The sequence below is a fragment of the Pseudomonas sp. LABIM340 genome (genome assembly GCF_040017195.2).
GTDB lineage: Bacteria > Pseudomonadota > Gammaproteobacteria > Pseudomonadales > Pseudomonadaceae > Pseudomonas.
The window spans coordinates 1,209,372-1,235,271 of the sequence record NZ_CM200227.1 but is presented as its reverse complement, the minus strand read 5'-3'; the positions used below and the strand labels follow the sequence as shown (position 1 = coordinate 1,235,271).

General features: G+C 65.4%; 22 protein-coding genes. 7 read left to right on the top strand and 15 right to left on the bottom strand.

Annotated elements, in window-relative coordinates:
* Positions 1–52: 52 nt before the first annotated feature.
* Together ABKS89_RS05960 and ABKS89_RS05955 are read left to right on the top strand one after the other, a co-directional pair.
* The gene (locus ABKS89_RS05960) at positions 53–427 is read left to right on the top strand and encodes an MGMT family protein (protein ID WP_192290640.1); all 375 of its coding nucleotides are present in this window, start codon (positions 53–55) and stop codon (positions 425–427) included.
* A 42-nt stretch (positions 428–469) separates the two neighbouring features.
* On the top strand, positions 470–2,278 hold the full coding sequence (locus tag ABKS89_RS05955; RefSeq protein WP_348588025.1) for an AmpG family muropeptide MFS transporter: 1,809 nt from the start codon (positions 470–472) through the stop codon (positions 2,276–2,278).
* Positions 2,279–2,350: 72 nt separating this feature from the next.
* Here ABKS89_RS05955 and ABKS89_RS05950 read toward each other — a convergent pair whose 3' ends face one another.
* Entirely contained in the window at positions 2,351–3,196 is an 846-nt protein-coding gene (locus tag ABKS89_RS05950; RefSeq protein WP_138212324.1) for a mechanosensitive ion channel family protein, read from the bottom strand.
* Positions 3,197–3,338: 142 nt separating this feature from the next.
* Complete coding sequence (locus tag ABKS89_RS05945) at positions 3,339–3,818, bottom strand: YajQ family cyclic di-GMP-binding protein (RefSeq protein WP_045209642.1); 480 nt, start codon at positions 3,816–3,818, stop codon at positions 3,339–3,341.
* 160 nt (positions 3,819–3,978) lie between these two features.
* Between ABKS89_RS05945 and ABKS89_RS05940 the strand changes: the two genes are divergently transcribed.
* From ABKS89_RS05940 to ABKS89_RS05925, 4 genes are read left to right on the top strand one after another with little or no spacing between them, the layout of a single operon-like run.
* Positions 3,979–4,944, top strand: coding sequence for a response regulator (locus ABKS89_RS05940; protein WP_348588026.1), 966 nt, complete (start codon positions 3,979–3,981; stop codon positions 4,942–4,944).
* A 38-nt stretch (positions 4,945–4,982) separates the two neighbouring features.
* Positions 4,983–5,894: a putative 2-dehydropantoate 2-reductase gene (locus ABKS89_RS05935; protein ID WP_348588027.1), complete on the top strand. Its 912-nt coding sequence runs from the start codon at positions 4,983–4,985 to the stop codon at positions 5,892–5,894.
* A gap of 60 nt (positions 5,895–5,954) precedes the next feature.
* Positions 5,955–8,006: a sensor histidine kinase gene (locus tag ABKS89_RS05930; RefSeq protein ID WP_138212930.1), complete on the top strand. Its 2,052-nt coding sequence runs from the start codon at positions 5,955–5,957 to the stop codon at positions 8,004–8,006.
* Between the two features lie 3 nt (positions 8,007–8,009).
* Positions 8,010–8,582, top strand: a complete 573-nt coding sequence (locus ABKS89_RS05925) for a cob(I)yrinic acid a,c-diamide adenosyltransferase (RefSeq protein WP_081517502.1) — start codon at positions 8,010–8,012, stop codon at positions 8,580–8,582.
* 202 nt (positions 8,583–8,784) lie between these two features.
* Here ABKS89_RS05925 and ABKS89_RS05920 read toward each other — a convergent pair whose 3' ends face one another.
* The 4 genes from ABKS89_RS05920 to secA all read right to left on the bottom strand — a co-directional run bounded on the left by ABKS89_RS05920 (position 8,785) and on the right by secA (position 14,671).
* Positions 8,785–9,735, bottom strand: a complete 951-nt coding sequence (locus tag ABKS89_RS05920) for a Nudix family hydrolase (protein ID WP_138212321.1) — start codon at positions 9,733–9,735, stop codon at positions 8,785–8,787.
* Between the two features lie 71 nt (positions 9,736–9,806).
* Positions 9,807–10,436, bottom strand: coding sequence for a glutathione S-transferase family protein (locus tag ABKS89_RS05915; RefSeq protein WP_348588028.1), 630 nt, complete (start codon positions 10,434–10,436; stop codon positions 9,807–9,809).
* Positions 10,437–10,584: 148 nt separating this feature from the next.
* The gene (argJ, locus tag ABKS89_RS05910) at positions 10,585–11,802 is read right to left on the bottom strand and encodes a bifunctional glutamate N-acetyltransferase/amino-acid acetyltransferase ArgJ (RefSeq protein WP_138212319.1); all 1,218 of its coding nucleotides are present in this window, start codon (positions 11,800–11,802) and stop codon (positions 10,585–10,587) included.
* Positions 11,803–11,920: 118 nt separating this feature from the next.
* The gene (gene secA / locus ABKS89_RS05905) at positions 11,921–14,671 is read right to left on the bottom strand and encodes a preprotein translocase subunit SecA (protein WP_138212318.1); all 2,751 of its coding nucleotides are present in this window, start codon (positions 14,669–14,671) and stop codon (positions 11,921–11,923) included.
* Positions 14,672–14,961: 290 nt separating this feature from the next.
* On the opposite strand from secA, the gene ABKS89_RS05900 reads away from it, so the two are divergent.
* A complete protein-coding gene (locus tag ABKS89_RS05900) occupies positions 14,962–15,429 on the top strand; it encodes a DUF721 domain-containing protein (protein WP_081517497.1) in 468 nt (155 codons plus the stop codon).
* Between the two features lie 69 nt (positions 15,430–15,498).
* Here the strand turns inward: ABKS89_RS05900 and lpxC are convergent, their stop codons facing one another.
* From lpxC to murD, 9 genes are all read right to left on the bottom strand, one after another.
* On the bottom strand, positions 15,499–16,410 hold the full coding sequence (gene lpxC / locus ABKS89_RS05895) for a UDP-3-O-acyl-N-acetylglucosamine deacetylase (RefSeq protein WP_015475884.1): 912 nt from the start codon (positions 16,408–16,410) through the stop codon (positions 15,499–15,501).
* Positions 16,411–16,522: 112 nt separating this feature from the next.
* Positions 16,523–17,707, bottom strand: a complete 1,185-nt coding sequence (gene ftsZ / locus ABKS89_RS05890; RefSeq protein WP_017518095.1) for a cell division protein FtsZ — start codon at positions 17,705–17,707, stop codon at positions 16,523–16,525.
* Positions 17,708–17,760: 53 nt separating this feature from the next.
* Complete coding sequence (gene ftsA, locus ABKS89_RS05885; RefSeq protein WP_045209630.1) at positions 17,761–19,008, bottom strand: cell division protein FtsA; 1,248 nt, start codon at positions 19,006–19,008, stop codon at positions 17,761–17,763.
* Between the two features lie 21 nt (positions 19,009–19,029).
* On the bottom strand, positions 19,030–19,893 hold the full coding sequence (locus tag ABKS89_RS05880; protein WP_138212316.1) for a cell division protein FtsQ/DivIB: 864 nt from the start codon (positions 19,891–19,893) through the stop codon (positions 19,030–19,032).
* A 3-nt stretch (positions 19,894–19,896) separates the two neighbouring features.
* Entirely contained in the window at positions 19,897–20,844 is a 948-nt protein-coding gene (locus ABKS89_RS05875) for a D-alanine--D-alanine ligase (RefSeq protein WP_348588029.1), read from the bottom strand.
* Positions 20,841–22,295, bottom strand: a complete 1,455-nt coding sequence (gene murC, locus ABKS89_RS05870) for a UDP-N-acetylmuramate--L-alanine ligase (protein ID WP_038803244.1) — start codon at positions 22,293–22,295, stop codon at positions 20,841–20,843. The genes ABKS89_RS05875 and murC overlap by 4 nt, the downstream gene beginning before the upstream one ends.
* The gene (gene murG, locus ABKS89_RS05865; protein ID WP_138212314.1) at positions 22,288–23,361 is read right to left on the bottom strand and encodes an undecaprenyldiphospho-muramoylpentapeptide beta-N-acetylglucosaminyltransferase; all 1,074 of its coding nucleotides are present in this window, start codon (positions 23,359–23,361) and stop codon (positions 22,288–22,290) included. The genes murC and murG overlap by 8 nt, the downstream gene beginning before the upstream one ends.
* Positions 23,351–24,550 (bottom strand): putative lipid II flippase FtsW, encoded by a 1,200-nt coding sequence (ftsW, locus tag ABKS89_RS05860; protein ID WP_138212313.1) that lies wholly within the window; start codon positions 24,548–24,550, stop codon positions 23,351–23,353. The genes murG and ftsW overlap by 11 nt, the downstream gene beginning before the upstream one ends.
* Positions 24,550–25,896, bottom strand: a complete 1,347-nt coding sequence (gene murD, locus ABKS89_RS05855) for a UDP-N-acetylmuramoyl-L-alanine--D-glutamate ligase (protein ID WP_348588030.1) — start codon at positions 25,894–25,896, stop codon at positions 24,550–24,552. The genes ftsW and murD overlap by 1 nt, the downstream gene beginning before the upstream one ends.
* Positions 25,897–25,900: the final 4 nt, after the last annotated feature.

The following is a 25,900-nucleotide window of genomic DNA, read 5'->3' as shown; positions in this document are numbered from 1 at the left end:
GGCTGCACCAGCCGATATCCTGAGCGTCAGCCCCTCTATTGCGGTGCATTCGATGCCCAAGCCCAAGCCCCCAGCCAGCGCACCGGTGACTGACCTCGGACTGGAAAGCCTGCAGGTACGGCGCGAAGCGATTTTCCTGGTCATCGCCCAGGTGCCGGAAGGCTGTGTCATCACCTATGGCGATGTCGCGCGACTCGCCGGCCTGGGACGTTCCGCACGGCTTGTAGGACGTATCCTCAGCCAACTGCCCGAAGGAACGCGCCTGCCCTGGCATCGGGTGATCGCCGCAGGGGGGCGCATCAGCCTGCCCGTCGGCACGGTTTCGGGTAACGAACAGCGCGCACGATTACGTGCCGAGGGTGTCAGAATCCATAACGATCGGGTGGACATACGTCGGCACGGCTGGCCTAGCGGCGAGCAGTCCTAGTAGAGTTCGCGTAATTTTTCGTCCTGCTGGAAAACACCCCCCATGAAAGAGCATTCCTGGCGCGAGGCATGGATTGCCTACAAGTCTCCCGCCAGCCTCGCGCTTTTGCTGCTGGGTTTCGCCGCCGGCCTGCCCTACATGCTGGTGCTCTCCACCCTCTCGGTGTGGTTGCGTGAAGCGGGTGTCGCTCGGGAAACCATCGGATTCGCCAGCTGGATCGGGCTGGTGTACGCCTTCAAGTGGGTGTGGTCGCCCATGCTCGACCAGTGGCGCCTGCCCTTCATCGGCCGCCTGGGTCGCCGTCGCTCCTGGCTGGTGTTCTCCCAGGGGCTGATCGCCATCGGCCTGCTCGGCATGGCCCTGTGCAACCCGCAATCACACCTGAACTGGCTGATCGCCCTGGCGATGGTGGTGGCCTTCGCCTCGGCCACCCAGGACATCGCCATCGACGCCTACCGCCTGGAAATCGCCGAGAACACCCGCCAGGCCGCGCTGGCCGCGTGCTACATGACCGGCTACCGGGTCGCCGTGCTGTTCGCCACCGCCGGCGTGCTGTTCCTCGCCGAGTGGGCCGGCTCCAGCGCCCTGCATTACAGCCAGTCGGCCTGGGCACTGACCTACGCGGTTTGCTCGCTGGCGATCCTGCCCGGCCTGATCACCACGCTGCTGATGAAAGAGCCGCCGGTCAACGTGCAGCCGCAGGCCGGCAGCTCGGCCTTCGCCTTTAATCACCAGTTGCTCTCGGTGCTGACCCTGCTGGTGCTGCTGATCTCCGTGCCGGCCATGCTCACCGCCCTGACCGCCCAGGCCTGGCCACGAGCCGCACTGTACGGAATCTTCATCGGCATCTGCATGACCCCCCACGGCCGCCGGCAGATCCGCCCGGTCCGCGAGCTGCTGTCGAAGGTACGCCGCCCACTGCTGCTGGCGGTGCACGGGCGCGGCCTGCCGCAGTTCGACTTCGTCCACCAGGCCGTCTCGGTGATCGTGCTGATCATCCTGCTGGTCACCGGCACCGCCTTCATCAACATGGCCGAAGCCGGCAAGTGGTGGCTCGCCCTCCTGTACCTGCTGATCGCCCTGAGCTGTATTTCCGCCCCGGGACGCCTGCTGATGGCGCCGGTGCTGACGCCGATCACCGAGTTCGTCCGCCGCTACCGCTGGCAGGCGCTGCTGCTGCTCGGACTGATCTCCACCTACCGCATGTCCGACACCGTCATGGGCACCATGGCCAGCGTGTTCTACATCGACATGGGCTTCTCCAAGGACACCATCGCCACCGTCAGCAAGCTGTTCGGCGTGGTCATGACCCTGGTGGGTGCTGCAGCCGGCGGCGTACTGATCGCCCGCTTCAGCATTCTGCCGATCCTCTTCATCGGCGGCGCGGCCTCTGCCGGGACCAACCTGCTGTTCGCCATGCTGGCGCAGATGGGCGCGATCGACGACCCGCACCTGATGGGGCAGAACGTCTTCGCCCTGCTCAAGGTGCTGGAACCCCACGTCACCATGCTGGTGGTGACGATCATGCTCGACAACTTCAGCGGCGGCCTCGCCACCTCGGCCTTCGTCGCCTACCTGTCGAGCCTGACCAACCTGAAGTTCTCCGCGACCCAGTACGCCATGCTCAGCTCCACCATGCTGTTGCTGCCGCGCTTCATCGGTGGCTACTCCGGCAGCATGGTCGAGAGCATGGGCTACGAGCGTTTCTTCTTCGTCACCGCCCTGCTCGGCGTGCCGACGCTGCTGCTGATCGGCTGGCTGTGGCTGCGCCGCAAGAACGACATCACCAACGGCGCAGCCGAGGAAGCCACGGAGGCGCCAGCGCAGCACCCCAGCGCCGAACGTCACTGATCCTGGTTAATGGATCAGCGCCCATGAAAAAGGCCGGCAAATGCCGGCCTTTTTCGTTCCTGCGGGGCGGGATCAGTCCGCCAGGACGGAGTCCTCTTCGCCCTTGACCACGCGCACCACCTTGTTCGGCGCCAGGTCGATGCCGGAATCGCGCAGACGCAGGCGCACCTGCTCGTTGAGCATGAAGGTGACGCCCCAGTAGTCGGAGTTGGCGGTCCACAGGCGCAGCGACAGGGTCACCGAGTTCTCGCCCAGGCCCGCGACCACCACCACCGGCGCCGGCGACTTGAGCACGCGCGGATCGTCCGCCAGCTCCTTGAGGATGGATCGGGCGCCATCGAGGTCGGCGTCGAAGGCCAGCTTCACGTCGAAGGTCACCTGGCGGGTAGTCTGGGTCGAGGTGTTGGTGATGATGCCGTTGGACAGCGCGCCGTTGGGCACGATCACGGTGCGGTTGTCACCGGTGCGCAGCACGGTGTGGAAGATCATGATGTTGTCCACGGTGCCGGACACGCCCTGGGCTTCGATCCAGTCGCCGATCTTGAACGGGCGGAACAGCAGGATCAGCACACCGCCGGCAAAGTTCGACAGGCTGCCCTGCAGCGCCAGGCCGATGGCCAGGCCGGCGGCACCGATGGCGGCGACGAAGCTGGTGGTCTGGATGCCGATCATCGAGGCCACGCTGACCATCAGCAGGATCTTCAGGATGATGTTCACCATGCTGCCGATGAAGCCCTGCAGCGTCTTGTCCACATGCTTGGTGGACAACATCCCGCCCACGCGCCGGGTGAACAGGTTGATCACCCACCAACCGATCAGCAGGGTCAACAGCGCCAGCACGGCATTGCCCAGGTAGGCCAGGGCTATCGGAGTCCAGGCCTCCGCACTGTTCATCATCTGCTCGTAATTCATATCCATGGATGCAGGCCCCTTGTCTATTGCCATTCCAAAAACAAAACCGCCATGGCAAGCCATGGCGGTCGGGAGTTCGCCGAGCGACTCTATTACTGCGACGTCAGGCGGGCGGTGAGGTTCCGCAGCTTTTCGTCGAGAGTTCGCATCAGTCGCGGAAGTTGTTGAACTGCAGCGGCATGCCGAGGGATTCGCCGCGCAGCAGCGCGATGGCTTCCTGCAGGTCGTCGCGCTTCTTGCCGGTGACACGCACCTGCTCGCCCTGGATGGCGGCCTGTACCTTGAGCTTCTTGTCCTTGATCAGGGCGACGATCTTCTTCGCCAGATCCTTGTCGATGCCCTCGCGGAAGTCGACTTCCTGCTTGACCACCTTGCCGGAGGCGAAGGAATCCTTGATCTCCATGCACTGCGCGTCAATCTTGCGTTTGACCAGGCTGGAGCGAAGAATGTCGAGCATCTGCTCGAGCATGAAATCCGCCTCGGCGGTCAGGGTGATGGACTTTTCCTTGGCCTCGAAGCTGCACTTGCCCTTCAGGTCGAAACGGCGGTCCAGTTCCTTGGTGGCGTTATCCAAGGCGTTGGTCAGTTCGTGTTTGTCCAGTTCGGACACCACGTCGAACGAAGGCATGACATCTCTCCAGATGGACGGCGCGATGCGGTTCACAGTCAGCATCGAGCCTGGCTTGACGATAAAAATGCGCGGTCATTATAACTGACAGACAAGACCGCGCCCGGCCTCTGACACTGAGAGTCGGCATTTCCCACTCGTTTGCGAGACATTCCTTTCCATGCCAACCAACCATCTCAGCATTCTGGTGGTCGACGACGCCAAGTTCTCCAGCGCCATGATCGGTCGCGCGCTGAGCCAGGCCGGTTACCTGAACGTACGCTTCGCCAGCAGCGCCAGCGAAGCGCTCGACCTGCTGGAAAAGGAGCCGGTGAGCGTACTGCTCGCCGACTGGCTGATGCCCGAGATGGACGGCCTGGAGCTGACCGCACGGGTACGCCAGCTCGACGAGAGCGGCGACCACTACACCTACATCATCCTGCTCACCGGCAAGGAGGGCGACAACGCCCTGGCCGAAGCCTTCGACCGCGGCGTCGATGACTTCGTCAGCAAGTCGGCGATGAACGAGCAACTGGTACCCCGCGTATTGGCCGCCGACCGCCTGAGCAACACCCTGCAGCGCCTGCTGATGGAAAACCGCCTGCTCACCGAGAACATCACCAGCCTGGAAGAGCGCAACCTGGTGGACAGCGCCACCGGGCTGGGCAACCAGCGCTACCTGAAGCAGAAGCTGGCCGACAGCATCCGCCAGGTGGAATCCCGTGGCGGCGCCGTGTGCTACATGCTGATCGGCCTGCCGGAGCTGGCCGAACTGGGGCAGAAGCACGGCCAGTCGTTCCAGAACGAACTGCTCCACGGCGTCGCCCGGCGCCTGCAGCAACTGGTGCGGCCGCTGGATGTCCTGGCGCGCATCGATGGCCAGCACTTCGCCCTGATCACCCTGCTCGAAGACCTGCAGGAATGCTCGCCCAGCAGCTTCCGCCGCCTGCACGAAGGCCTGAACCTCAAGGCCTTCAAGACCAGCGAAGGCTTCATCACCCTCAAGGCTGGCATCAGCCTGGTGGGCCTGGACGCCAAGGCGCTGCCGCTGGAAGTCGAGCACCTGATGCAGCAAGGCCGCGCGCTGCTGCCCGATGCCTTCGCCAGCGGGCGAATCAACGCCAGCCGCCTGACCGGCCTGCGCTAAACTTCGCGGTAAGCCCCCGAAACCGCGAAGTTCCTCCCATGACCTGGACCATCCTCGGCGCCGGCAGCCTCGGTTGCCTGTGGGCCGCCCGCCTGTCCCGCGCCGGCCTGCCGGTGCGCCTGCTGCTGCGCGACCGCCAGCGCCTCAACGCCTACCGCACGCTCGGCGGCATCACCCTGGTGGAAGACGGCCGCGAGAGCCTCTACCCGATCCCGGCGGAAACCGCCGCCCAGGGCGCGCCGATCCAGCGCCTGCTGCTGGCCTGCAAGGCCTACGACGCCGAATCCGCCGCCGCCAGCGTGGCCGCGCGCCTGGCCCCAGGCGCCGAGCTGATCCTGCTGCAGAACGGCCTGGGCAGCCAGCAGGCGGTCAGCGCCCACCTGCCGCGCGCACGCTGCCTGTACGCCTCCAGCACCGAAGGCGCCTTCCGCGAATCCGACTTCCGCGTGGTATTCGCAGGCGCTGGCCAGACCTGGCTGGGCGACGAACAGGGCGGCCCCGAGCCGGAATGGCTGGCCGACCTGCGCCGCGCGGAGATTCCCGTGCAGTGGAGCGACGACATCCTCGAACGCCTGTGGCGCAAGGTCGCGCTGAACTGCGCGATCAACCCGCTCACCGTGTTGCACCAATGCCGCAACGGCGAGCTGGCCAGCCACCCCGGCGAGGTCGCCGGGCTCTGCGACGAGCTGGGCCAATTGCTCCATGTCGCCGGCTACTCCGCCGCCGCACGGGAGCTGCAGGGCGACGTGGAGCGTGTGATCGCCGCCACCGCAGCGAACTTCTCGTCCATGTACCAGGACGTCGCCAGGGGCCGGCGCAGCGAGATCGCCTACCTGCTCGGCCACGCCTGCCGCGAGGGCGACCGCCGGCACCTGGCACTGCCGCAACTGCGTGCCTTGCACGAGCGCCTGCGGGCCTACCTGGCGGCCCGCGGATTGCCCGACAACTGATGGCGGGCTACCCTGCCCGCCTCCCCTGTTTTTCTCTTTGACGCGCCCATGCCTTCACCCATGAACCTGCGCCAGCGCCTGGAAGACCTGCCGGTCGGCCAGAAAGTCCTCGCCGCCCTGCTGGTGCTGCTGGCGACCGTGATGCTGGTGGCCAACCTCGCCTTCATCAGCGCGGCCTACTGGATTTCCCAGGACAGCGTCGCGCCCCAGGCCCTGCAGACCATCGGCCGGCTGATCGCCAACCCGGCGCTCAGCGAGCCGGCGCTGTCCTCGCCGACCCAGGCCCAGGTGCTGCTGCGGCAACTGGACGACTACCAGCCGCTGCGCGCCGCCGCGCTCTACGACAGCAATGGCGAGCGCATCGCGCAGACCCCGAGCAACGGCCCGGTGGCCCTGCCCGAGCGCCTGGATCACCTGGAGCGCTGGCGCCAGCACGAATACCGCCTCAACGCGCTGTTCGAGCTGCCCCAGGCCGGCCGCAACAGCGGCTACCTGCTGCTGGTGGCGAGCAGCGAGCTGCCTGGCGCCTTCTACACCGGCACGCTGACCGCCAGCCTGGTCATTCTCGCCGTGTCGGTGCTGCTCTGGCTGCTCATCGCCCAGCAGATCCGCCGCCTGATCACCCGGCCGATCCGCAGCCTGGAAGAGCTCTCGCGCCAGGTCACCCGCGAGGAGAACTACGCCCTGCGCGCCGAGCGCGGCAACGCCGACGAGATCGGTCGCCTGGCCGACGCTTTCAACACCATGCTGACCCGCATCGAGGCCCGCGAGCAGCAGCTCAAGCGCGCCCGCGACGATGCCCAGGAAGCCGTGGAGCAGGCCCAGTCGCTGGCCGAAGAGACCCGCCGCTCGAACCGCAAGCTGGAGCTGGAAGTCCAGGTGCGCAGCAAGATCGAGAAGAAGCTCACCGGCTTCCAGCACTACCTCAACAGCATCATCGACTCCATGCCCTCGGCGCTGATCGCGGTGGACGAGCAGCTCTACGTCACCCAGTGGAACCAGGAGGCCAGCCAGCTCTCCGGCACCAGCCTGGACGACGCGGTGAACCAGCCGGTGTTCCTCGCCTTCCCGTCGCTCAAGCCCTTCCTGCCGCAGCTCACCCGCGCCGCCGAGCAGCACAAGGTCGAGCGTGTCGAACGCGTCACCTGGGCCCTTACCGACGCCCCGAGGCACTATGCCCTGACCTTCTACCCGCTGATGGGCGGCACCGGCCGTGGCGCGGTGATCCGCATCGACGACATCACCGACCGCTTGGGCATGGAAGAAATGATGGTGCAGTCGGAAAAGATGCTCTCCGTCGGCGGCCTCGCTGCCGGCATGGCCCACGAGATCAACAACCCGCTGGGCGCCATCCTGCACAACGTGCAGAACATCCGCCGGCGCCTGTCTCAGGAGCTGCCGAAGAACCTCGAAGTGGCCGGCGAAGTGGGCGTGCGCCTGGACGACCTCAACCACTACCTGGAAGCGCGGGAGATCCCCAAGCTGATGGATGGCATCCAGTATGCCGGCTCCCGCGCGGCGAAGATCGTCACCCACATGCTCTCCTTCAGCCGCCGCAGCCACCGCCAGATGGCCGCCTGCGAGCTGCCGGCGCTGCTGGAGCAGGCGGTGGAGATTGCCGGCAACGACTTCGACCTCACCGGCGGCTTCGACTTCAAGTCGCTGGAGATCCTCCACGAGTACGACCCACGCCTGGGCCCGGTGCCGGTGATCGCCAACGAAATCGAACAGGTCCTGCTCAACCTGCTGAAGAACGGCGCCCAGGCCATCCACCTGCGCGACGACGAAGAGGAAGGCGAGTACGGCCGCATCACCCTGCGTACCCGGCTCAATCCACCGTGGGCGGAAATCCACGTGGAGGACAACGGCTGCGGCATGCCGGAGAACGTGCGCAAGCGCATCTTCGAGCCCTTCTTCACCACCAAGGAAGTCGGCCAGGGCACGGGGCTGGGCCTGTCGGTCTCGTACTTCATCGTCACCAACAACCACAAGGGGCAGATGGAGGTGCAGTCCGAACTGGGCGTGGGCACCTGCTTCACCATCCGTCTGCCGCTGGCCGCCGAGATTTCCCCGCCGCTGCCGCTGTTGGCGCAGGGCGACAAGGAGCATTGAGCCATGGGCAATCGCCTGTCGAAGATCTACACCCGTACCGGCGATGCCGGAGAAACCGGCCTGGCCGACGGCCGCCGCGTGCCCAAGCACCATCCACGGGTGGAAGCCATGGGCGCGGTGGATGAGCTGAACAGCCACCTTGGCCTGTTGCTGGCCGGGCTGCACGAGGCGCGCAGCAGCGCGCTGGAAGAAGTGATAGGTGTGTTGGCGCCGATCCAGCATCGGCTGTTCGACCTGGGCGGTGAACTGGCGATGCCGGAATACCGCGCGCTGAACGATGCCGAAGTGGAGCGCCTGGAGCAGGTGATCGACCGCTGGAACGAGGAACTCGGGCCGCTGAAGAACTTCATCCTGCCCGGCGGCTCACGCCTGGTCGCCCTCGCCCACCTGTGCCGCGCCCAGGCGCGCAACGCCGAGCGCCGCTGCCAGCAGCTGAATGCCGAGGAACCGCTGGAAGGCGCGGGCCTGCGCTACCTGAACCGCCTGTCCGACCTGCTGTTCGTCGCCGCACGCTTCATCGCCCGTCGCCAGGGCGTGGAAGAGATTCTCTGGCAGGCAGCCGAAAAGCCTGCCTGATCGACGATGCAGGCCTCGCTGTGGCATTGAGGGTTCCCCACTCACACGCAGGGAAATACCTCAGACAATCTGTAGGAGCGCGCGATCGCGGGCATGGCTCGCTCCTACAGGGAGCACCGAAGTTGCCCGACAGCCCGGAATCAGTTTCGTAGGATGGCGTGGAGCGAAGCGATACCCATCGCCGCCCCACGCAAAGTGCCGATCAGCCTTCCGCCTTCGGCCAGAACGCACGAATACCCGCCACGCCCTGCGCACCTGCCTGCCGGGCGCGCTCAAGATCCTGCGGGCCGACACCGCCGAGCAGGAACACCGGCTGGTTGAAGCCATCGATCAGCTCAGCCGCCGCCTCCCAGCCCAGCGCCGGCTCGCCCGGATGGCTCTCGGTGGGCTGCACCGGCGACAAGGTGACGAAGTCCACACCCATGCGCACCGCCAGCTCCAGCTCCTCGGCGCTGTGGCAGGACGCCGCCAGCAGACGCTCGCGGGGGAACGGCCGGCCGTTGGGGGCATACTTGCGCAATTGCTCGGAGGTCAGGTGCCAGCCGGCCGCCGGGAAGTCTCCCAGCCACTCCAGCGGACCCTTGAGCATCAGCTGCGCCTTGCCGGCGCACAGGCCTTGCACGTCGACGGCGAGGTCGCGGTACTCGGGGCTGTACATGTTCGGCGCGCGCAGCTGGATCAGGCGGATGCCGTTGGCAACAGCGGCACGCACGCCCTGCACCAGTTGCGGGATTTCCAGGCCATCGGGGGTGATCAGGTAGCGATCCGGCAGACGCGCGGCCTGTACGATGGGCTCGTTGGCTGCCGGGAACTCGTAGTCCGGCAGGTCGCGCGGGGCGACCCAGGCCAGCGGCTGGCCCTCGGCGCCATGGGGCGCGCCGGAGAAGGCGGAGACTTCCCAGACATCCAGCAGCACATGCTTGTCGCTGTAGTCGTGCTGCACCCGGATCAGCGGGCGCGCCTGCTCGACGTCGATGCCGAGTTCTTCCTTCAGCTCGCGGGCCAGGGCGACCTGCACTGCTTCACCCTCTTCCACCTTGCCACCGGGAAACTCCCAGAGACCGCCCTGGTGCTTGTCGTCCGGACGGCGGGCGATCAGCACCCGGCCATCGAGTCCGCGAATCACGGCGGCGGCGACATGTACTCGTTTCACAGTGCTACTCCTCAATCCGATTCAGGCAGGGCCCGCGCAGAGGGGCATTCTACCGTCATTGGCGGCCGGGTTCAGGCGCGTTCGACCATCGCCGCTTCCAGCCAGGGACGGAAGGCCGGCCAGGCATAGATTGCATCGACATAGCTCTGCGCCTCGATGGGCAGGGTCACGCAGTAGCTGCGCAGGCGCGTGGCAATGGGAGCGTAGAAAGCATCGGCAATGCTCGCGTGGCCAAACAGGAACGGGCCGTCCTGGCCGAACTGCTGGCGGCACAGCGCCCAGAGCTCGACGACGCGGGCGATATCCGCCTCCACCGCGTCGGGCACCTGGGTCAACGGCTGGTTGCGCTGGATGTCCATGGGCATGTGCGAACGCAGCGCCATGAAGCCGCTGTGCATCTCGGCGCAGACCGAGCGCGCCAGCGCGCGGGCCGCTTCGCCACGGGGCCAGAGATGGGCTTCGGGGAAGCGCTCGGCGAGGTATTCGGCGATCGACAGGGAGTCCCAGATCAGCCCGTGCTCGCACTTGAGCGCCGGCACCTTGCCGCTGGGCGAGTGCTCGCGGATGCGCCGAGAGGTGTCCTGCCCGCCGAGGGGAATGAGGATTTCCTCGAACTCGGCGCCGGTGAGCTGCATGGCCAGCCAGCCGCGCAGGGACCAGGAGGAGAGGTTCTTGCTGCCGATGATCAGGGTGAGGGACATGGATGCGATGCTCTTGAGGGTCGTCAGGAGACCTTAGAGCGCGGCAGCCATGAAAACAAATTCCCGATTTTCATCTATCGATGAAAATCGGGAATGCGAGGTGTGACAAGGCGCCGGCGCGGTCTCCGCGCCAGCGCGTACGCGTCGATCAGGTACGGTATTCCGCGTTGATCTTCACGTATTCGTGGGACAGGTCGGTGGTCCAGATGGTCTCGCTGCAGGTGCCGCGGCCGAGATCGATGCGGATGGTGATCTCTTCCTGGGCCATGACTTTGGCGCCCTGGTCCTCGGTGTAGCTGGTGGCACGGCAGCCACGGCTGGCGATGGCCACGTCATCGAGGAACACGTCGATCAGGCTCACGTCCAGGTCTGGCACGCCGGCACGGCCGACGGCCGCGAGGATACGGCCCCAGTTCGGGTCGGAAGCGAACAGCGCGGTCTTGATCAGCGGCGAGTGGGACACGGCGTAGCCGACGTCCAGGCACTCCTGGTGAGTCGCGCCGCCGTTCACCTGCACGGTGACGAACTTGGTGGCGCCTTCGCCGTCACGGACGATGGCCTGGGCCAGCTCCATGGAAACTTCCAGCACGGCCTGCTTCAGCGCGGCGAACAGCGCGCCGGTGGCAGCGGTGATTTCCGGCAGCGCGGCCTGGCCGGTGGCAACCAGCATGCAGCAGTCGTTGGTGGAAGTGTCGCCGTCGATGGTGATGCGGTTGAAAGACTTGTTCGACGCGTCGCGCAGCAAGTCCTGCAGCACGCCCTGGGCAACCTTGGCGTCGGTGGCGATGTAACCGAGCATGGTGGCCATGTTCGGCTTGATCATGCCGGCGCCCTTGCTGATGCCGGTGACGGTGATGGTCACGCCGTCGTGCTGGAACTGGCGGCTGGCGCCCTTGGGCAGGGTGTCGGTGGTCATGATGCCGGCAGCGGCGTCGGCCCAGTTATCCACAGACAGGTTGGCCAGCGCAGCGGGCAGCGCGGCTTCGATCTTCTCGACCGGCAGCGGCTCGCCGATCACGCCGGTGGAGTACGGCAGCACGGCGTTTTCCGGCACGCCGGCCAGCTCGGCCAGCTTGGCGCAGGTGCGGGTGGCGTTGGCCAGCCCCGGCTCACCGGTGCCGGCGTTGGCGTTGCCGGTGTTGGTCAGCAGGTAACGCACCGGACCCAGGAAGCGCTTGCGCGCCAGGATCACCGGGGCGGCGCAGAAGGCGTTGGTGGTGAACACACCGGCCACGGTGGAGCCTTCGGCGCAGCGCATCACCACGATGTCCTTGCGGCCGGGTCGTTTGATGCCGGCAGAGGCGATGCCGAGTTCGAAACCGGGGACCGGGTGCAGGGTGGACATGGGGCCGAGACCAACAGCCATGTGGCGCGCTCCTATCTAGTCAGTGAATCTTGTCAGGGAAACGAATCAGTGAAGCAGATGTAAAAAACGCCGCGAGCGGCAGGGCCGGTCGCGGCGTTGGTATCAGGGTCGGGAGGCGTTATTCCACCTGACCGTGGCAGTGCTTGTACTTCTTGCCCGACCCGCAGGGGCACGGCTCGTTGCGGCCGATCTTCGGTTCGTTGCGGATGGGCTCCATCGGCACCACGTTGTCAGCCGGCGCTTCGCCTTCCTCTTCCGGCTCGCCGGTGACCTGCTCCATGGACGGTGCGGCGGCGTGCTGGAACTGCATGCGCTTGGCCATCTCTTCGGCTTCGCGGCGCAGACGGGCTTCTTCCTCGGCCGGGTCTTCGCGGCGGACCTGGACGAAGGACATGACACGGATGGTGTCGCGCTTGATGGAATTGAGCAGTTCCTGGAACAGGTTGAACGACTCGCGCTTGTATTCCTGCTTCGGGTTCTTCTGCGCATAGCCGCGCAGGTGAATGCCGTGGCGCAGGTGATCCATGGTGGACAGGTGATCCTTCCACAGGTCGTCCAGCACGCGCAGCAGCATCTGCTTCTCGAAGGTCCGCAGGGCTTCGGCGCCGGCGAGGTCTTCCTTCTCGTGGTAGGCCGCCACCAGCTCGGCGAGGATCTTCTCGCGCAGGGTCTCTTCGTAGAGTTTCTCGTCGTCGTCCAGCCACTGCTGGATTGGCAGCTTCAGGCCGAAATCGCTGTACAGCGCGGCTTCCAGGCCAGCGACGTCCCACTGCTCAGGCAGCGACTGCGGCGGGATGTGCTCACTGACGGTGCTGTTCAGGGTCTCTTCGCGGAACTCGGCGATGGTCTCGCCGATGTCGTCGGCCGCGAGCAGGGTGTTGCGCATGTGGTAGATCACCTTGCGCTGCTCGTTGGCGACGTCGTCGAACTCCAGCAGTTGCTTGCGGATATCGAAGTTGCGGCCTTCGACCTTGCGCTGCGCCTTTTCGATGGCGTTGGTCACCATGCGGTGCTCGATCGCCTCGCCCGGCTGCATGCCCAGGGCTTTCATGAAGTTCTTCACCCGGTCGGAGGCGAAGATGCGCATCAGGTGGTCTTCCAGCGACAGGTAGAAGCGGCTGGAGCCCGGGTCACCCTGACGGCCGGCACGGCCACGCAGCTGGTTGTCGATACGGCGGGATTCGTGGCGCTCGGAAGCGATCACGTGCAGGCCACCCGACTCGATGACCTGCTGGTGGCGCTTCTGCCAGTCGGCCTTGATCTGCGCGACCTGCTCGTCGGTGGGGTTCTCCAGCGCGGCGACTTCCACTTCCCAGTTGCCGCCCAGCAGGATGTCGGTACCACGACCGGCCATGTTGGTGGCGATGGTGACCGAGCCCGGACGACCGGCCTGGGCGATGATCTCGGCTTCCTTCTCGTGGTACTTGGCGTTCAGTACCTTGTGCTCGATGCCGGCGTTCTGCAGCAGCTGCGAGACGTATTCGGAAGTCTCGACCGAAGCGGTACCCACGAGGATCGGACGGCCCAGCGCCTGGCACTGCTGCACGTCGGTGATGATGGCGGCGTACTTCTCGTCCTGGGTCAGGTAGACCAGGTCGTTGAAGTCCTTACGGGCAACCGGACGGTGGGTCGGGATCACCACCACGTCGAGGCCGTAGGTCTGGCGGAATTCGAAGGCCTCGGTGTCGGCGGTACCGGTCATGCCGGCCAGCTTGGTGTAGAGGCGGAAGTAGTTCTGGAAGGTAGTCGAGGCCAGGGTCTGGCTCTCGGCCTGGATCGGCAGGTTTTCCTTCGCCTCGATGGCCTGGTGCAGGCCTTCGGAGAGGCGACGGCCCGGCATGGTACGGCCGGTGTGCTCGTCGATCAGCAGGACCTGGTCGCCCTGGACGATGTATTCCACGTTGCGGTGGAACAGGGTGTGGGCGCGCAGCGCGGCATAGACGTGGGTCAGCAGGCTGAGGTTGTGCGCGGAGTAGAGGCTCTCACCCTCGGCCAGCAGGCCGTTCTGGGTCAGCAGTTCCTCGACGTAGGCATGGCCCTGTTCGTTGAGTTCGACCTGGCGGGTCTTCTCGTCGATGCTGTAGTGGCCCTGCTGGGTCACCTGGCCTTCGACTTCCTCGATATGACGCTTCAGGCGCGGGATCAGCTTGTTGATCTTGATGTACAGCTCGGAGCTGTCTTCGGCCTGGCCGGAGATGATCAGCGGAGTCCGCGCCTCGTCGATGAGGATGGAGTCCACTTCGTCGACCACGGCGAAGTTCAGTTCACGCTGGAACTTGTCTTCCAGGCTGAACGCCATGTTGTCGCGCAGGTAGTCGAAGCCGAATTCGTTGTTGGTGCCGTAGGTGATGTCGGCGGCGTAGGCGGCGCGCTTTTCTTCCGGCGGCTGGAACGGGCTGACGATGCCAACGGTCAGGCCGAGGAATTCATACAGCGGGCGCATCCAGTTGGCGTCGCGGCGGGCCAGGTAGTCGTTCACGGTGACCACGTGCACGCCTTTGCCGGACAGGGCGTTCAGGTAGACGGCCAGGGTACCCACGAGGGTCTTGCCCTCACCGGTGCGCATCTCGGCGATCTTGCCTTCGTGCAGGGACATGCCGCCGATCAGCTGGACGTCGAAGTGACGCATGCCCATCACGCGCTTGCCGGCCTCACGGGCGACGGCGAAGGCTTCCGGAAGGATCTGGTCGAGGGTCTCGCCCTTGGCGACGCGTGCCTTGAACTCTTCGGTCTTGGCCTTCAGTTGCTCATCGGAAAGCGGGACCATCTGGGGCTCGAGTGCATTGATGGCCTGGACCTGCTTGGCCATGCGCTTCACTTCGCGCTCGTTCTTGCTTCCAAAGAGTTTTTTCAACAAAGGCGCAAACATATCGACTGGGTCATCCGAACTGGAGAATTGGAGGGCTGCCCGACTGGCTGGCCGCGGCGCGGAACGGCAATGAAGCGGGCATTCTACCCGGAAACTTCCGGGAAAAAAGTGCCGAAGTCATCCTCCGAAGCTTCGCATTCTGCGAGCTTGGGGGCAATGCATGGGCAGACAACTTTGAATCCGAGTGGGTGATATGGTGACGCAGCCGGATAACTTCAAGGGTGGACGGTGGCATCTGGCCCTGAGTGCATCTGTTACCATCCTTGTTCATTCACTCCCGGTTGCTCTCGATGGCCTTCCGCCCCCTGCCCGCCAAGGCGATGACCAAGCTGCTGCGCGAAGCCAAGCCGCTGCAGTCATTGTTCGCCCAGGCGCAGCGCCTCTCGCGCCTGCAGGAACTGCTCGACTCGCAACTGCAGCCCGCGGCGCGCCCCTACTGCCGTGTCGCCTCCTGGCGTGAAGGCAGCCTGCTGCTGGTCGTCACCGACGGTCACTGGGCCACGCGCCTGCGCTACCAGCAGAACCGTCTGCTGCGGCAACTGGCCGCGTTCGAGGAATTCAGGGGCCTGGCGCGCATCCTGTTCAAGGTGCAGCCGGTGATCCAGGCGCCCACCCGGGTGAATACCAACCGCATTACCGAGTCCGCCTCCGCCACCCTGCACGAAGCCGCCGAAGGTATCAGCAACCCGCAACTCAAGGCCGCCCTCGAGCGCCTCGCCAGCCGCAGCCGCAAGCCGCCAGAAGCGGACCAGGAATAAAAACGCTGGAATAAAAAAAGGCCACCCGAGGGTGGCCTTTGAAGTTGTAGCTGAAAGGAGGAGGTTTCCTTATACGGCCGCAGCGGGTCGCATATAGGAGATCGGCGCAGTCTTGGCGTCCTCGAAGGTCACCACTTCCCAAGCGTCCTTGTCTGCGATGAGGGTACGCAGGAGACGGTTGTTCAGGGCATGACCGGACTTGTAGCCGATGAACTCGCCGATGAGGCTGTTACCCAGCAGGTACAGGTCACCAATGGCGTCCAGGATCTTGTGCTTGACGAACTCGTCCTCGTAACGAAGACCGTCTTCGTTGAGCACTCGATACTCGTCGACCACGATGGCGTTCTCCACGCTGCCACCCAGAGCCAAGTTCTGGGAACGCAGCATCTCGATGTCGCGCATGAACCCGAAGGTGCGGGCGCGGCTGACTTCCTTCACGAAGGAAGTACTGGAGAAATCCACCACGGCTTTCTGGGTGCGACCACGGAAGACCGGGTGATCGAAATCGATCTCGAAGCTCACCTTGAAGCCGTCGAACGGAACGAAGGTGGCGCGCTTGTCGCCCTCTTCCACCGTCACTTCGCGCTTGATGCGGATGAACTTCTTGGCCGCTTCCTGCTCTTGCAGGCCAGCGGACTGGATCAGGAATACAAAGGGTCCTGCGCTGCCGTCCATGATCGGTACTTCCGACGCGGACAGCTCGACATAGGCGTTGTCGATACCCAGGCCGGCCATGGCCGAAAGCAGATGCTCCACGGTATCCACTTTGACGTCACCCTTGATCAGGGTAGTCGACATGGTGGTTTCGCCGACGTTCGAGGCCCGGGCGGGAATTTCCACCACAGGGTCGAGGTCAGCCCGGCAGAACACGATGCCAGTATCGACGGGAGCCGGCTTCAGGGTCAGGTAAACCTTTTCCCCGGAGTGCAGGCCGACACCGGTCGCCCGGATGATGTTCTTCAAGGTGCGTTGTCTGATCATGGCTTTGGCCGCTTTCGCGCAAGTTGCGAACTGTTGTCAACAATGGGCGGCGATGATAGCAGAACCGCCCTTTGCTGAACACCAATCACATTGATACTCCTGATAAATTGACTCAATCGGCCTGGCGACGCAGGAAGGCCGGGATGTCCAGATAGTCCAGATCGTCCTGCGGGTTCAGCTTGGCCGCGGTGGCAGCGCCGCCGTGGTTCTGATTGCGCATGACGGTCGGACGGTCCAGGTCACGGTAGTTCACCGACTGCTGCTCGCGCTGAACCGGAGCCTGGGTGCTGACGGCCTGGGTCTGAACGGTGTTGTCGACGACCTTGACCGGCTTCTCCAGGCGAGCGCCCAGACCGGTGGCGACCACGGTGACGTGCAGCTCGTCGCGCATGTCCGGATCGATCACGGTGCCCACTTTCACGGTGGCGTGCTCGGAAGCGAACTGCTCGATGATGTTACCCACGTCGGAGTACTCGCCCAGGGACAGGTCGGGACCGGCGGTGATGTTCACCAGGATGCCGCGGGCGCCCTGCAGGTTGACGTCTTCCAGCAGCGGGTTGCGGATCGCCGCTTCGGTCGCCTCGCGAGCGCGGTTCGGGCCGCTGGCGCAGCCGGTACCCATCATGGCCATGCCCATTTCGCTCATGACGGTTTTCACGTCGGCGAAGTCGACGTTGATCATGCCCGGGCGCTTGATGATGTCGGAGATACCGCGAACGGCACCGGCCAGTACATCGTCAGCCTTGGCGAAGGCGGCCAGCAGGCTCGCGTCCTTGCCCAGGATGGTCAGCAGTTTTTCGTTCGGGATGGTGATCAGCGAGTCGACGCTTTCAGCCAGCGAGCGGATGCCCTCGTCGGCGATCTGCATGCGCTTGCGACCTTCGAACGGGAACGGACGGGTGACCACAGCCACGGTGAGGATGCCCATTTCCTTGGCAACCTCGGCAATGATCGGCGCAGCACCGGTACCGGTACCGCCACCCATGCCGGTGGTGATGAAGACCATGTCGGCGCCTTCCAGGACTTCGGCGATACGCTCGCGGTCCTCGATGGCGGCCTGGCGGCCCACTTCAGGGTTGGCGCCAGCGCCCAGGCCCTTGGTCACACCCGGGCCGAGCTGCAGCACGGTGCGCGCGGCGATGTTCTTCAGCGCCTGCGCATCGGTGTTGGCGCAAATGAATTCAACGCCATCAACGTTGTTCTTGGCCATGTGGTTCACGGCGTTGCCGCCGCCGCCACCTACGCCGATAACCTTGATGACTGCTGTTTGCGGGACGTTATCTACCAGTTCAAACATTTCCCCTCTCCTTCCTTTCTAGTTGTGTTGCCTACGTTTACCGCGGTGGTAAATCAGAAATTGCCCTGGACCCAGCGTTTAAGCTTTTCCAGTACCGGTGTCTTGGGTTCGTCGCTGCTGAAGCTGCTGCCGGACATGGAGATGCCGTCGGATTGCTTTTGCAGTCCGTACAGGAGCAGCCCCACACCGGTGGAATAGATTGGATTGCGCACGACGTCGGCCAGTCCCTTGACGCTGTGTGGTACGCCCAGGCGCACCGGCATGTGAAAGATCTCTTCGGCCAGCTCGACGGCGCCTTCCATCTTGGAGGTGCCACCGGTCAGGACGATCCCGGCCGGAATCAGGTCCTCGTAGCCACTGCGACGCAGCTCGGCCTGAACCAGGGTGAAGAGCTCGTCGTAACGAGGCTCGACCACTTCGGCAAGCGCTTGGCGCGACAGTTCCCGCGGCGGCCGATCCCCTACGCTGGGCACCTTGATGGTTTCGCCCGGACCGGCCAGTTTGGCCAAGGCACAAGCATATCGAATCTTGATCTCTTCGGCGTACTGGGTCGGGGTACGCAGCGCCATGGCGATGTCGTTCGTGACCTGATCGCCGGCGATCGGGATCACAGCCGTATGGCGGATGGCGCCTTCGGTGAAGATGGCGATGTCGGTGGTGCCGCCGCCGATGTCCACCAGGCACACGCCCAGTTCCTTTTCGTCCTCGGTAAGCACGGAGTAGGCCGAGGCCAGTTGCTCGAGGATGATGTCGTCCACTTCCAGGCCGCAGCGGCGCACGCACTTCTCGATGTTCTGCGCAGCGTTCACCGCGCAGGTCACCACGTGCACCTTGGCCTCCAGGCGTACGCCGGACATGCCCAGCGGCTCGCGCACGCCTTCCTGGTTATCGATCACGTAGTCCTGGGCCAGGGTGTGCAGCACACGCTGGTCGGCCGGGATGGCCACGGCCTGGGCCGCGTCCAGTACGCGCTCGATGTCCGCACCGCTCACTTCGCGGTCGCGGATCGCGACGATGCCGTGGGAATTCAGGCTGCGGATATGGTTGCCGGCGATGCCGACGAAGGCCGAGTGGATACGGCAGCCAGCCATCTGCTGGGCTTCATCGATGGCGCGCTGGATCGATTGCACGGTGGATTCGATGTTCACCACCACGCCCTTCTTCAGCCCGCGCGACGGATGCGTCCCGATGCCGACGATTTCCAGCTTGCCATCGGCCGCTACCTCACCCACCAGCGCCACCACCTTGGAGGTGCCGATGTCCAGGCCGACGACCATTTTGCCGCTCTGCACGCTTGCCATGTTTATAGAAGTCTCCTCAACTCACTGCGCGGCGGTGGTCTGAGCCACCGTCGCTTCCGGCATCGGATCACGCCAACCTACGGCAAGGCCGTTGGGGTAGCGCATGTCGATGCGGGCAATTTTCGTAATCTGATCTTTCAGCGCCTTGTCGTAGATGGTCACGAACCGGCGAATCTGTTCTACCGCGTGATCGCGGCCCAGCATGATCTCCACGCCCTGCGCGGTGCCCAGGGTCCAGGCGCCGCGCGAACTCATGTCCAGGCTGGCGATGGTGAAGCCCAGCGGGCGGAGCATCTGGCTGAGAATCTGGTACTGCTGCATCACTTGCTGTTGAGCACGCTGCGGACCGGACAGGCGCGGCAGGTGTTCATAGTTGGCCACTTCACGCGGGGCGAAAGCCTGACCCTGGTTGTTCAGCAGGGCTTCGTCGCCCCAGCGGGCGATGGGCAATTGCTCGTCCAGGCGGACAACCACCTGGTCGGGCCAGACGCGACGTACCTCGGCGTGGGCGATCCAGGGCATCTGCTCCAGCTCCTGGCGCATGCCGGCCAGGTCGATGGTGAAGAAACTGGCCGATACATAGGGGCTGATCCGCTGCTGCACCGCCGCCTGGCTGATGTAGCTGAGGTCGCCTTCCACACTGACTTTGGCGATCGGCCGGTCCGCGTAGGGCAGCACGTACTGCGCGCCGTAGTAGGCACCGCCGCCGAGCACACCCAGCACCAGAGGCCACAGCAGCACCTTCAGGAAGCCGAAGCTGGGCTTGGGCATGCGGGCGCTGAGCGGCTCCTTGGCCACCAGACGGCTGGCGCCGCGCGGCACCGGCTTGCGTGCCGGAGCACGGCCGATTCCGGGATTCTGGTGACGAAGCTGCGCGCCGTTCATGACTTACCCCCTTGCCTCGACGCTGTCGGCGAGGATCGCCAGCACCAGTTGCTGGAAATCCAGGCCGGCCGCGCGCGCGGCCATGGGCACCAGGCTGTGGTCGGTCATGCCCGGTGCGGTGTTCACTTCCAACAGCCAGAAGCGCCCTTGGGCGTCCTGCATTACGTCGGTCCGGCCCCAGCCCTGGATGCCGAGTGCATCGCAGGCGCGCGCCGTCAGGTCCTTGAGTTCCTGTTCCTTGTCGGCATCGAGGCCGCAGGGAATCTGGTACTGGGTATCGTTGGCCAGGTACTTCGCGTCGTAGTCGTAGAAGGTGTGCGGGGTGCCCAGGCGAATGGGCGGCAGCACCTGGCCACGGAGGATCGCGACGGTGTATTCGGGGCCGCTGATCCACTGCTCGACGAGCACCTGCGGATCGAATTTCGCGGCAGCAGCCCAGGCGGCAATCAGCTCTTCCACTCTGTTCACCTTGGCCATGCCGATGCTCGAACCCTCGTTGGCCGGCTTGACGATCAGCGGGAAGCCGAGCTTCGCGGCAGCGGTGCGGCAATCGTCCTCGCTGGCCAGCACGGCGTGGTCGGGCGTCGGCAGGCCAAGGCTCAGCCAGACTCGCTTGGTGCGCAGCTTGTCCATGGCCAGCGCCGAGGCCAGCACGCCGCTGCCGGTGTAGGGAATGCCGGCGATTTCCAGCAGCCCCTGCATGGTGCCGTCTTCGCCGCCACGACCGTGGAGAATGATGAAGGCGCGGTCGATCTTCTCGCGGGTCAGACGCTCCAGCAGATCGTCGCCCACGTCGATGCCGAAGGCGTCCACGCCCGCGCCCTGCAGAGCCTGCAGGACCATGGCGCCGGACTTCAGCGACACCTCGCGCTCGGCGCTCTTGCCGCCGTACAGCACGGCGACGCGACCGAAGGCGCGGGGCTCGAGGGCGGATTTGAGGGCGTCACTCATTGCTTCTTCCCCTCGGCGCCAGCAGCGGCGGCGCCGAACATCGGATTCTTGATCAGTGCCGGAGCCAGCCCGCCGATATCGCCGGCGCCCTGGCAGAGCAGGATGTCGCCCGGACGCAGCAGCGGCTTGAGCAGCGAAGCGAGGTCACCGCCGCGTTCCAGGTAGATCGGGTCGAGCTGGCCGCGCTGGCGGATGCTGTGGCACAGGTGACGGCTGTCGGCGCCGGGGATCGGCTCTTCGCCGGCCGGGTAGACCTCCATCAGCATCAGCACGTTGGCTTCGCCCAGCACCTGCACGAAGTCGTCGTACAGGTCACGGGTACGGCTGAAGCGGTGCGGCTGGTAGACCATCACCAGACGGCGCTCCGGCCAGCCACCACGCACGGCCTTGATCACCGCCGCGACTTCGCGCGGGTGGTGGCCGTAGTCATCGACCAGCATCACGCTGCCGCCTTCCACCTGCAGGTCGCCATAGACCTGAAAGCGTCGGCCGACGCCCTGGAAGCCGGACAGACCCTGGACGATGGCCTCGTCGGAGATGCCTTCGTCGGTGGCGATGACGATGGTCGCCAGGGAGTTCAGCACGTTGTGCAGGCCGGGCATGTTCACCGAGACGTCCAGCGGCTCGCGCTCGGGGCGCAGCACGGTGAACCAGGTGCGCATGCCTTCCTGGCGGATGTTGATGGCGCGGACGTCGGCGTCCTCGCTCAGGCCATAGGTCACGGTCGGACGGGCGACCTGCGGCAGGATCTCGCGCACCACCGGGTCGTCCACGCAGACCACCGCCAGACCGTAGAACGGCAGGTTGTGGAGGAAGTCGACGAAGGTGCGCTTGAGCTTGTTGAAGTCGCCGCCGTAGGTGCTCATGTGGTCGGCGTCGATGTTGGTGACCACCGAGACCATCGGCTGCAGGTGCAGGAAGCTGGCGTCGCTCTCGTCGGCCTCGGCCACCAGGTAGCGGCTGGTACCCAGCTGCGCGTTGGTGCCGGCGGCGTTCAGGCGGCCGCCGATGACGAAGGTCGGGTCCAGACCACCGGCGGCGAATACCGAGGCGATCAGGCTGGTGGTGGTGGTCTTGCCGTGGGTACCGGCGACGGCGATGCCGTGGCGGTAGCGCATCAGCTCGGCGAGCATCTCGGCGCGCGGTACGACCGGCACGCGGCGATCCAGCGCAGCAGCGACTTCCGGGTTCGATTTGTTCACCGCGCTGGAAACCACCAGCACGTCGGCGCCGTCGGAGTTCTCCGCGCGGTGGCCGATGAAGATTTCCGCACCGAACTTCTCCAGGCGCTCGGTGACCGGCGAAGCCTTGAGGTCGGAGCCGGAGACTTCGTAACCGAGGTTGAGCAGCACTTCCGCGATACCGCACATGCCCACGCCACCGATGCCGACGAAGTGGATGCGACGGATGCGCCGCATGGTGCGGGTGACGCCGGTGGGTTCTTTAACCACGGGCCACCTCCAGGCAGGCATCGACTACCGTGCGGGTAGCCTCGGGCTTGGCCAGGCTGCGCGCGCGAGCGGCCATGCGGGTCAGGGAATCGGGATGCATCAATACCTCGGACAACTGCGCGGCCAGTTCGGCGGCGCTGGTAGATTTCTGTGGCAGCAGGTGGGCCGCGCCCTCCCGCACCAGGAATTCGGCGTTCTTGGTCTGGTGGTCATCGATCGCGTGGGGCAGCGGCACCAGGAAGGACGGCAGGCCGGCGGCGGTCAGCTCGCTCACGGTCAGCGCTCCGGCGCGGCAGATCACCAGATCGGCCCAGGCGTAGGCGGCGGCCATGTCGGCGATGAACGGAGCTACATCCGCTTCGACACCAGCGGTGCGGTAACGCTCCGCTGTAATTTCGTCATGCTGACGACCGGCCTGATGGCGAATGGCCGGGCGAATCTCGCCCGGCACCTGCGCCAGCGCTTCGGGCAGCAGCTTGTTCAGCGGCTCGGCGCCCAGGCTGCCGCCCAGCACCAGCAGGTTGACGCGGCGGCCGGCCAACGGCGCACGGGCACCCTCTTCCAGGAACAGCTCGACGCGCACCGGGTTGCCGGTGGTCAGGCGCTTGGCGCTGCTGTCGAAGGTATCCGGGAAGGCTTCGCAGACACGCTTGGCCAGCGGCGCGAGGCTGCGGTTGGCGGTGCCGGCGACGGCGTTCTGTTCATGGATCACCAGCGGCACGCCGGACAGCTTGGCAGCCAGGCCGCCCGGGCCGGTGACGTAGCCACCCAGGCCGAGCACGCAGACCGGCTTGAGCTGGCGAACCACGCCCAGGGCCTGGACCAACGACTTGAGCAGATCGAACGGCGCGCGCAGGAGGGACTTGAGGCCCTTGCCGCGCAGGCCGCTGACGTTGATCAGGTGCAGCGGCAGACCGGCCTTGGGTACCAGGTCGTTCTCGATTCCGCGCGGGGTGCCCAGCCAGTGCACGCTGTAGCCACGTGCCTGGAATTCACGGGCGCAGGCCAGGGCCGGGAACACGTGTCCACCGGTGCCGCCTGCCATGATCAGGACGTTACCTTTCATCGGCAAAGTCCTCTTCGCTGAATTCATATTCCTCGCTGCCCATCACGGTGCGGCGCTCCCACTCGATGCGCAGCAGCATTCCCAGCTGGGCGCAGCAGATCACCAGGGAGCTGCCGCCGTAGCTGAGGAACGGCAGGGTCAGGCCCTTGGTCGGCAGCAGGCCGACGTTCACGCCGACGTTGATCAGGAACTGACCGATCCACAGGAAGGCCAGGCCGTAGGCAACGTAGGCGGAGAAGTACTGTTTCGACTGCTCGGCCCAGATGCCGATGTACAGGGCGCGCAGGCTGACAAAGACGAACAGCGCGACGGTGGCCATGGCACCGACGATGCCCAACTCTTCGGCGAGCACGGCGAACACGAAGTCGGTGTGCGCTTCGGGCAGGTAGAACTGCTTCTGGATGCTGTTGCCCAGGCCCATGCCGGTCCAGCCGCCTCGACCAAAGGCGATCAGCGCCTGGCTGAGCTGGTAGCCCGCGCCGAACTGGTCGGCCCAGGGGTCGGTGAAGTTGGTCAGGCGCGCCATCCGGTAAGGCTGGGTCTGGATCAACAGGACCACGGCGCCCACTGCCAGAGCGACCATCAGGCCGAAGCGGAACAGGCCCACGCCGCCGAGGAACAACATTGCGGCAGCCGCGCCCATCATCACCACGGTGGCGCCGAAGTCAGGCTCGCGCAGCAGCAGGCCGGCCATCGGCAGCAGCACCACGAAAGGCTTGAAGAAGCCCAGCCAGCTCTCGCGCACTTCTTCCTGGCGGCGGACGAGGTAGCCGGCCATGAAGATCACCACGAAGACCTTGGCGATCTCCGAAGGCTGAATGTTGAACAGGCCGAAGCCGATCCAGCGCATGGAGCCGTTCACCTCGCGGCCGATGCCGGGGGTGATCACCATCACCAGCAGCAGGAAGGCCACGGCCAGCAGCTTCCAGCCCCAGCGCTGCCAGGTTTCCATCGGCACCATCATGGTCACGCCGCAGGCGACGAAGCCGATGGCGAGGTAGATCAGGTGGCGGACCGAGAAGTACAGCGGGTTGCCGGACTGCGCCGCGGCGACTTCGGAGGATGCCGAAGTGACCATCACCAGACCGAGGCCGAGCAGCGCCATACAACCCGCGAGCAGCGGGAAGTCGATGTCGATGCCATTGCGGCTGATCAGCGGGGACGGATAAGGGCGCAGGAAGGAGAACATCAGGCGAGCTCCTCCACGGCCTTGGCGAACAGGCGTCCGCGTTCTTCGTAGTTCTTGAACATGTCCAGGCTCGCGCAGGCAGGTGACAGCAGCACGGCGTCACCCGGCAGAGCCAGGTCGGCAGCGTGCTCGACGGCTTCGTCCAGGGTATTCACGCGAACCTTGGGCACCACGTTGCCAAGGGCGGCGCTCACCAGCTCCGCGTCACGGCCCAGCAGCACCACGGCGCGGCAATGCTGCGCAACCGGGTCACGCAGGTCATGGAAGTCGGCGCCCTTGCCGTCGCCACCGGCGATCAGCACCAGCTTGCCGTCGATGTCGGCACCCAGGCCTTCGATGGCAGCCAGGGCGGCACCGACGTTGGTGGCTTTGGAGTCGTCGTAGTAGCTCACGCCGTTACGCTCGCGCACCCACTGGCAGCGGTGAGCGAGGCCGGCGAACTCACGCAGGGTCTGGAGCATCGGCTCGAATGGCAGGCCCACGGCATGCCCCAACGCCAGCGCCGCCAGGGCATTGGACTGGTTGTGCGCGCCACGGATCTTCAGCTCGCGGGCCGGCATCAGTTTGTCGAACTGGAAAGCCAGCCACCTCTCCCCGTCTTCCTCGATCAGGCCGAAAGCCTTGAAGTCCGGCTTGTTGGTGCCGAAGGTCCAGCACGGCACGTTGTCGGCGATCAGCGGGCGGCTCAGCGAGTCGGCACGGTTCACCACGACCTGCTTGGCACCCCGGAAGATACGGTGCTTGGCCAGGTGGTAGTCGGCCATGCCGTCGTAGCGGTCCATGTGGTCTTCGCTGACGTTCAGGCAGGTGGCGACCTCGGCGTTCAGGCGCTCGCAGGTTTCCAGCTGGAAACTGGACAGCTCCACCACGTACAGCTCGACGTCATCGGCCAGCAGGTCCAGCGCTGGGGTGCCGAGGTTGCCGCCAACGGCGACGCGCTTGCCGGCGGCCTTGGCCATGTCGCCCACCAGGGTGGTGACGGTGCTCTTGGCGTTGGAACCGGTGATGGCGACGATGGGCGCCTTCGCGTGACGCGCGAACAGGTCGACGTCACCGGACATGCGCACACCGCGGGCGGCGGCTTCGATCAGCGCCGGCACGCGCAGCGACAGGCCGGGGCTCACGTAGAGTTCCTGGGCGCGGCAGAGGAAATCGGCGTCGAGGTCGCCGCAGCGCACCTCGACCTGCGGATACTGCTCGCGCAGGGTCGCCAGCTCCGGCGGATTCGCGCGCGTATCGGCCACGGCAAACGGCACGCCCTGGCGCGCCAGGTAGCGCACCAGGGACATGCCGCTCTTGCCGAGGCCGACAACGATGCGGAATTGGTCGGAAGCGATCAGGCTCATGCTC

What these genes read in the sequence shown, in the direction of transcription:
- ABKS89_RS05960 (WP_192290640.1), top strand. Translation starts at nt 53, where the DNA reads ATGCCCAAGCCCAAGCCCCCAGCCAGCGCACCGGTGACTGACCTCGGA.
- ABKS89_RS05955 (WP_348588025.1), top strand. Translation starts at nt 470, where the DNA reads ATGAAAGAGCATTCCTGGCGCGAGGCATGGATTGCCTACAAGTCTCCC.
- ABKS89_RS05950 (WP_138212324.1), bottom strand. Translation starts at nt 3,196, where the DNA reads ATGGATATGAATTACGAGCAGATGATGAACAGTGCGGAGGCCTGGACT.
- ABKS89_RS05945 (WP_045209642.1), bottom strand. Translation starts at nt 3,818, where the DNA reads ATGCCTTCGTTCGACGTGGTGTCCGAACTGGACAAACACGAACTGACC.
- ABKS89_RS05940 (WP_348588026.1), top strand. Translation starts at nt 3,979, where the DNA reads ATGCCAACCAACCATCTCAGCATTCTGGTGGTCGACGACGCCAAGTTC.
- ABKS89_RS05935 (WP_348588027.1), top strand. Translation starts at nt 4,983, where the DNA reads ATGACCTGGACCATCCTCGGCGCCGGCAGCCTCGGTTGCCTGTGGGCC.
- ABKS89_RS05930 (WP_138212930.1), top strand. Translation starts at nt 5,955, where the DNA reads ATGAACCTGCGCCAGCGCCTGGAAGACCTGCCGGTCGGCCAGAAAGTC.
- ABKS89_RS05925 (WP_081517502.1), top strand. Translation starts at nt 8,010, where the DNA reads ATGGGCAATCGCCTGTCGAAGATCTACACCCGTACCGGCGATGCCGGA.
- ABKS89_RS05915 (WP_348588028.1), bottom strand. Translation starts at nt 10,436, where the DNA reads ATGTCCCTCACCCTGATCATCGGCAGCAAGAACCTCTCCTCCTGGTCC.
- argJ (WP_138212319.1), bottom strand. Translation starts at nt 11,802, where the DNA reads ATGGCTGTTGGTCTCGGCCCCATGTCCACCCTGCACCCGGTCCCCGGT.
- secA (WP_138212318.1), bottom strand. Translation starts at nt 14,671, where the DNA reads ATGTTTGCGCCTTTGTTGAAAAAACTCTTTGGAAGCAAGAACGAGCGC.
- ABKS89_RS05900 (WP_081517497.1), top strand. Translation starts at nt 14,962, where the DNA reads ATGGCCTTCCGCCCCCTGCCCGCCAAGGCGATGACCAAGCTGCTGCGC.
- lpxC (WP_015475884.1), bottom strand. Translation starts at nt 16,410, where the DNA reads ATGATCAGACAACGCACCTTGAAGAACATCATCCGGGCGACCGGTGTC.
- ftsZ (WP_017518095.1), bottom strand. Translation starts at nt 17,707, where the DNA reads ATGTTTGAACTGGTAGATAACGTCCCGCAAACAGCAGTCATCAAGGTT.
- ftsA (WP_045209630.1), bottom strand. Translation starts at nt 19,008, where the DNA reads ATGGCAAGCGTGCAGAGCGGCAAAATGGTCGTCGGCCTGGACATCGGC.
- ABKS89_RS05880 (WP_138212316.1), bottom strand. Translation starts at nt 19,893, where the DNA reads ATGAACGGCGCGCAGCTTCGTCACCAGAATCCCGGAATCGGCCGTGCT.
- ABKS89_RS05875 (WP_348588029.1), bottom strand. Translation starts at nt 20,844, where the DNA reads ATGAGTGACGCCCTCAAATCCGCCCTCGAGCCCCGCGCCTTCGGTCGC.
- murG (WP_138212314.1), bottom strand. Translation starts at nt 23,361, where the DNA reads ATGAAAGGTAACGTCCTGATCATGGCAGGCGGCACCGGTGGACACGTG.
- ftsW (WP_138212313.1), bottom strand. Translation starts at nt 24,550, where the DNA reads ATGTTCTCCTTCCTGCGCCCTTATCCGTCCCCGCTGATCAGCCGCAAT.
- murD (WP_348588030.1), bottom strand. Translation starts at nt 25,896, where the DNA reads ATGAGCCTGATCGCTTCCGACCAATTCCGCATCGTTGTCGGCCTCGGC.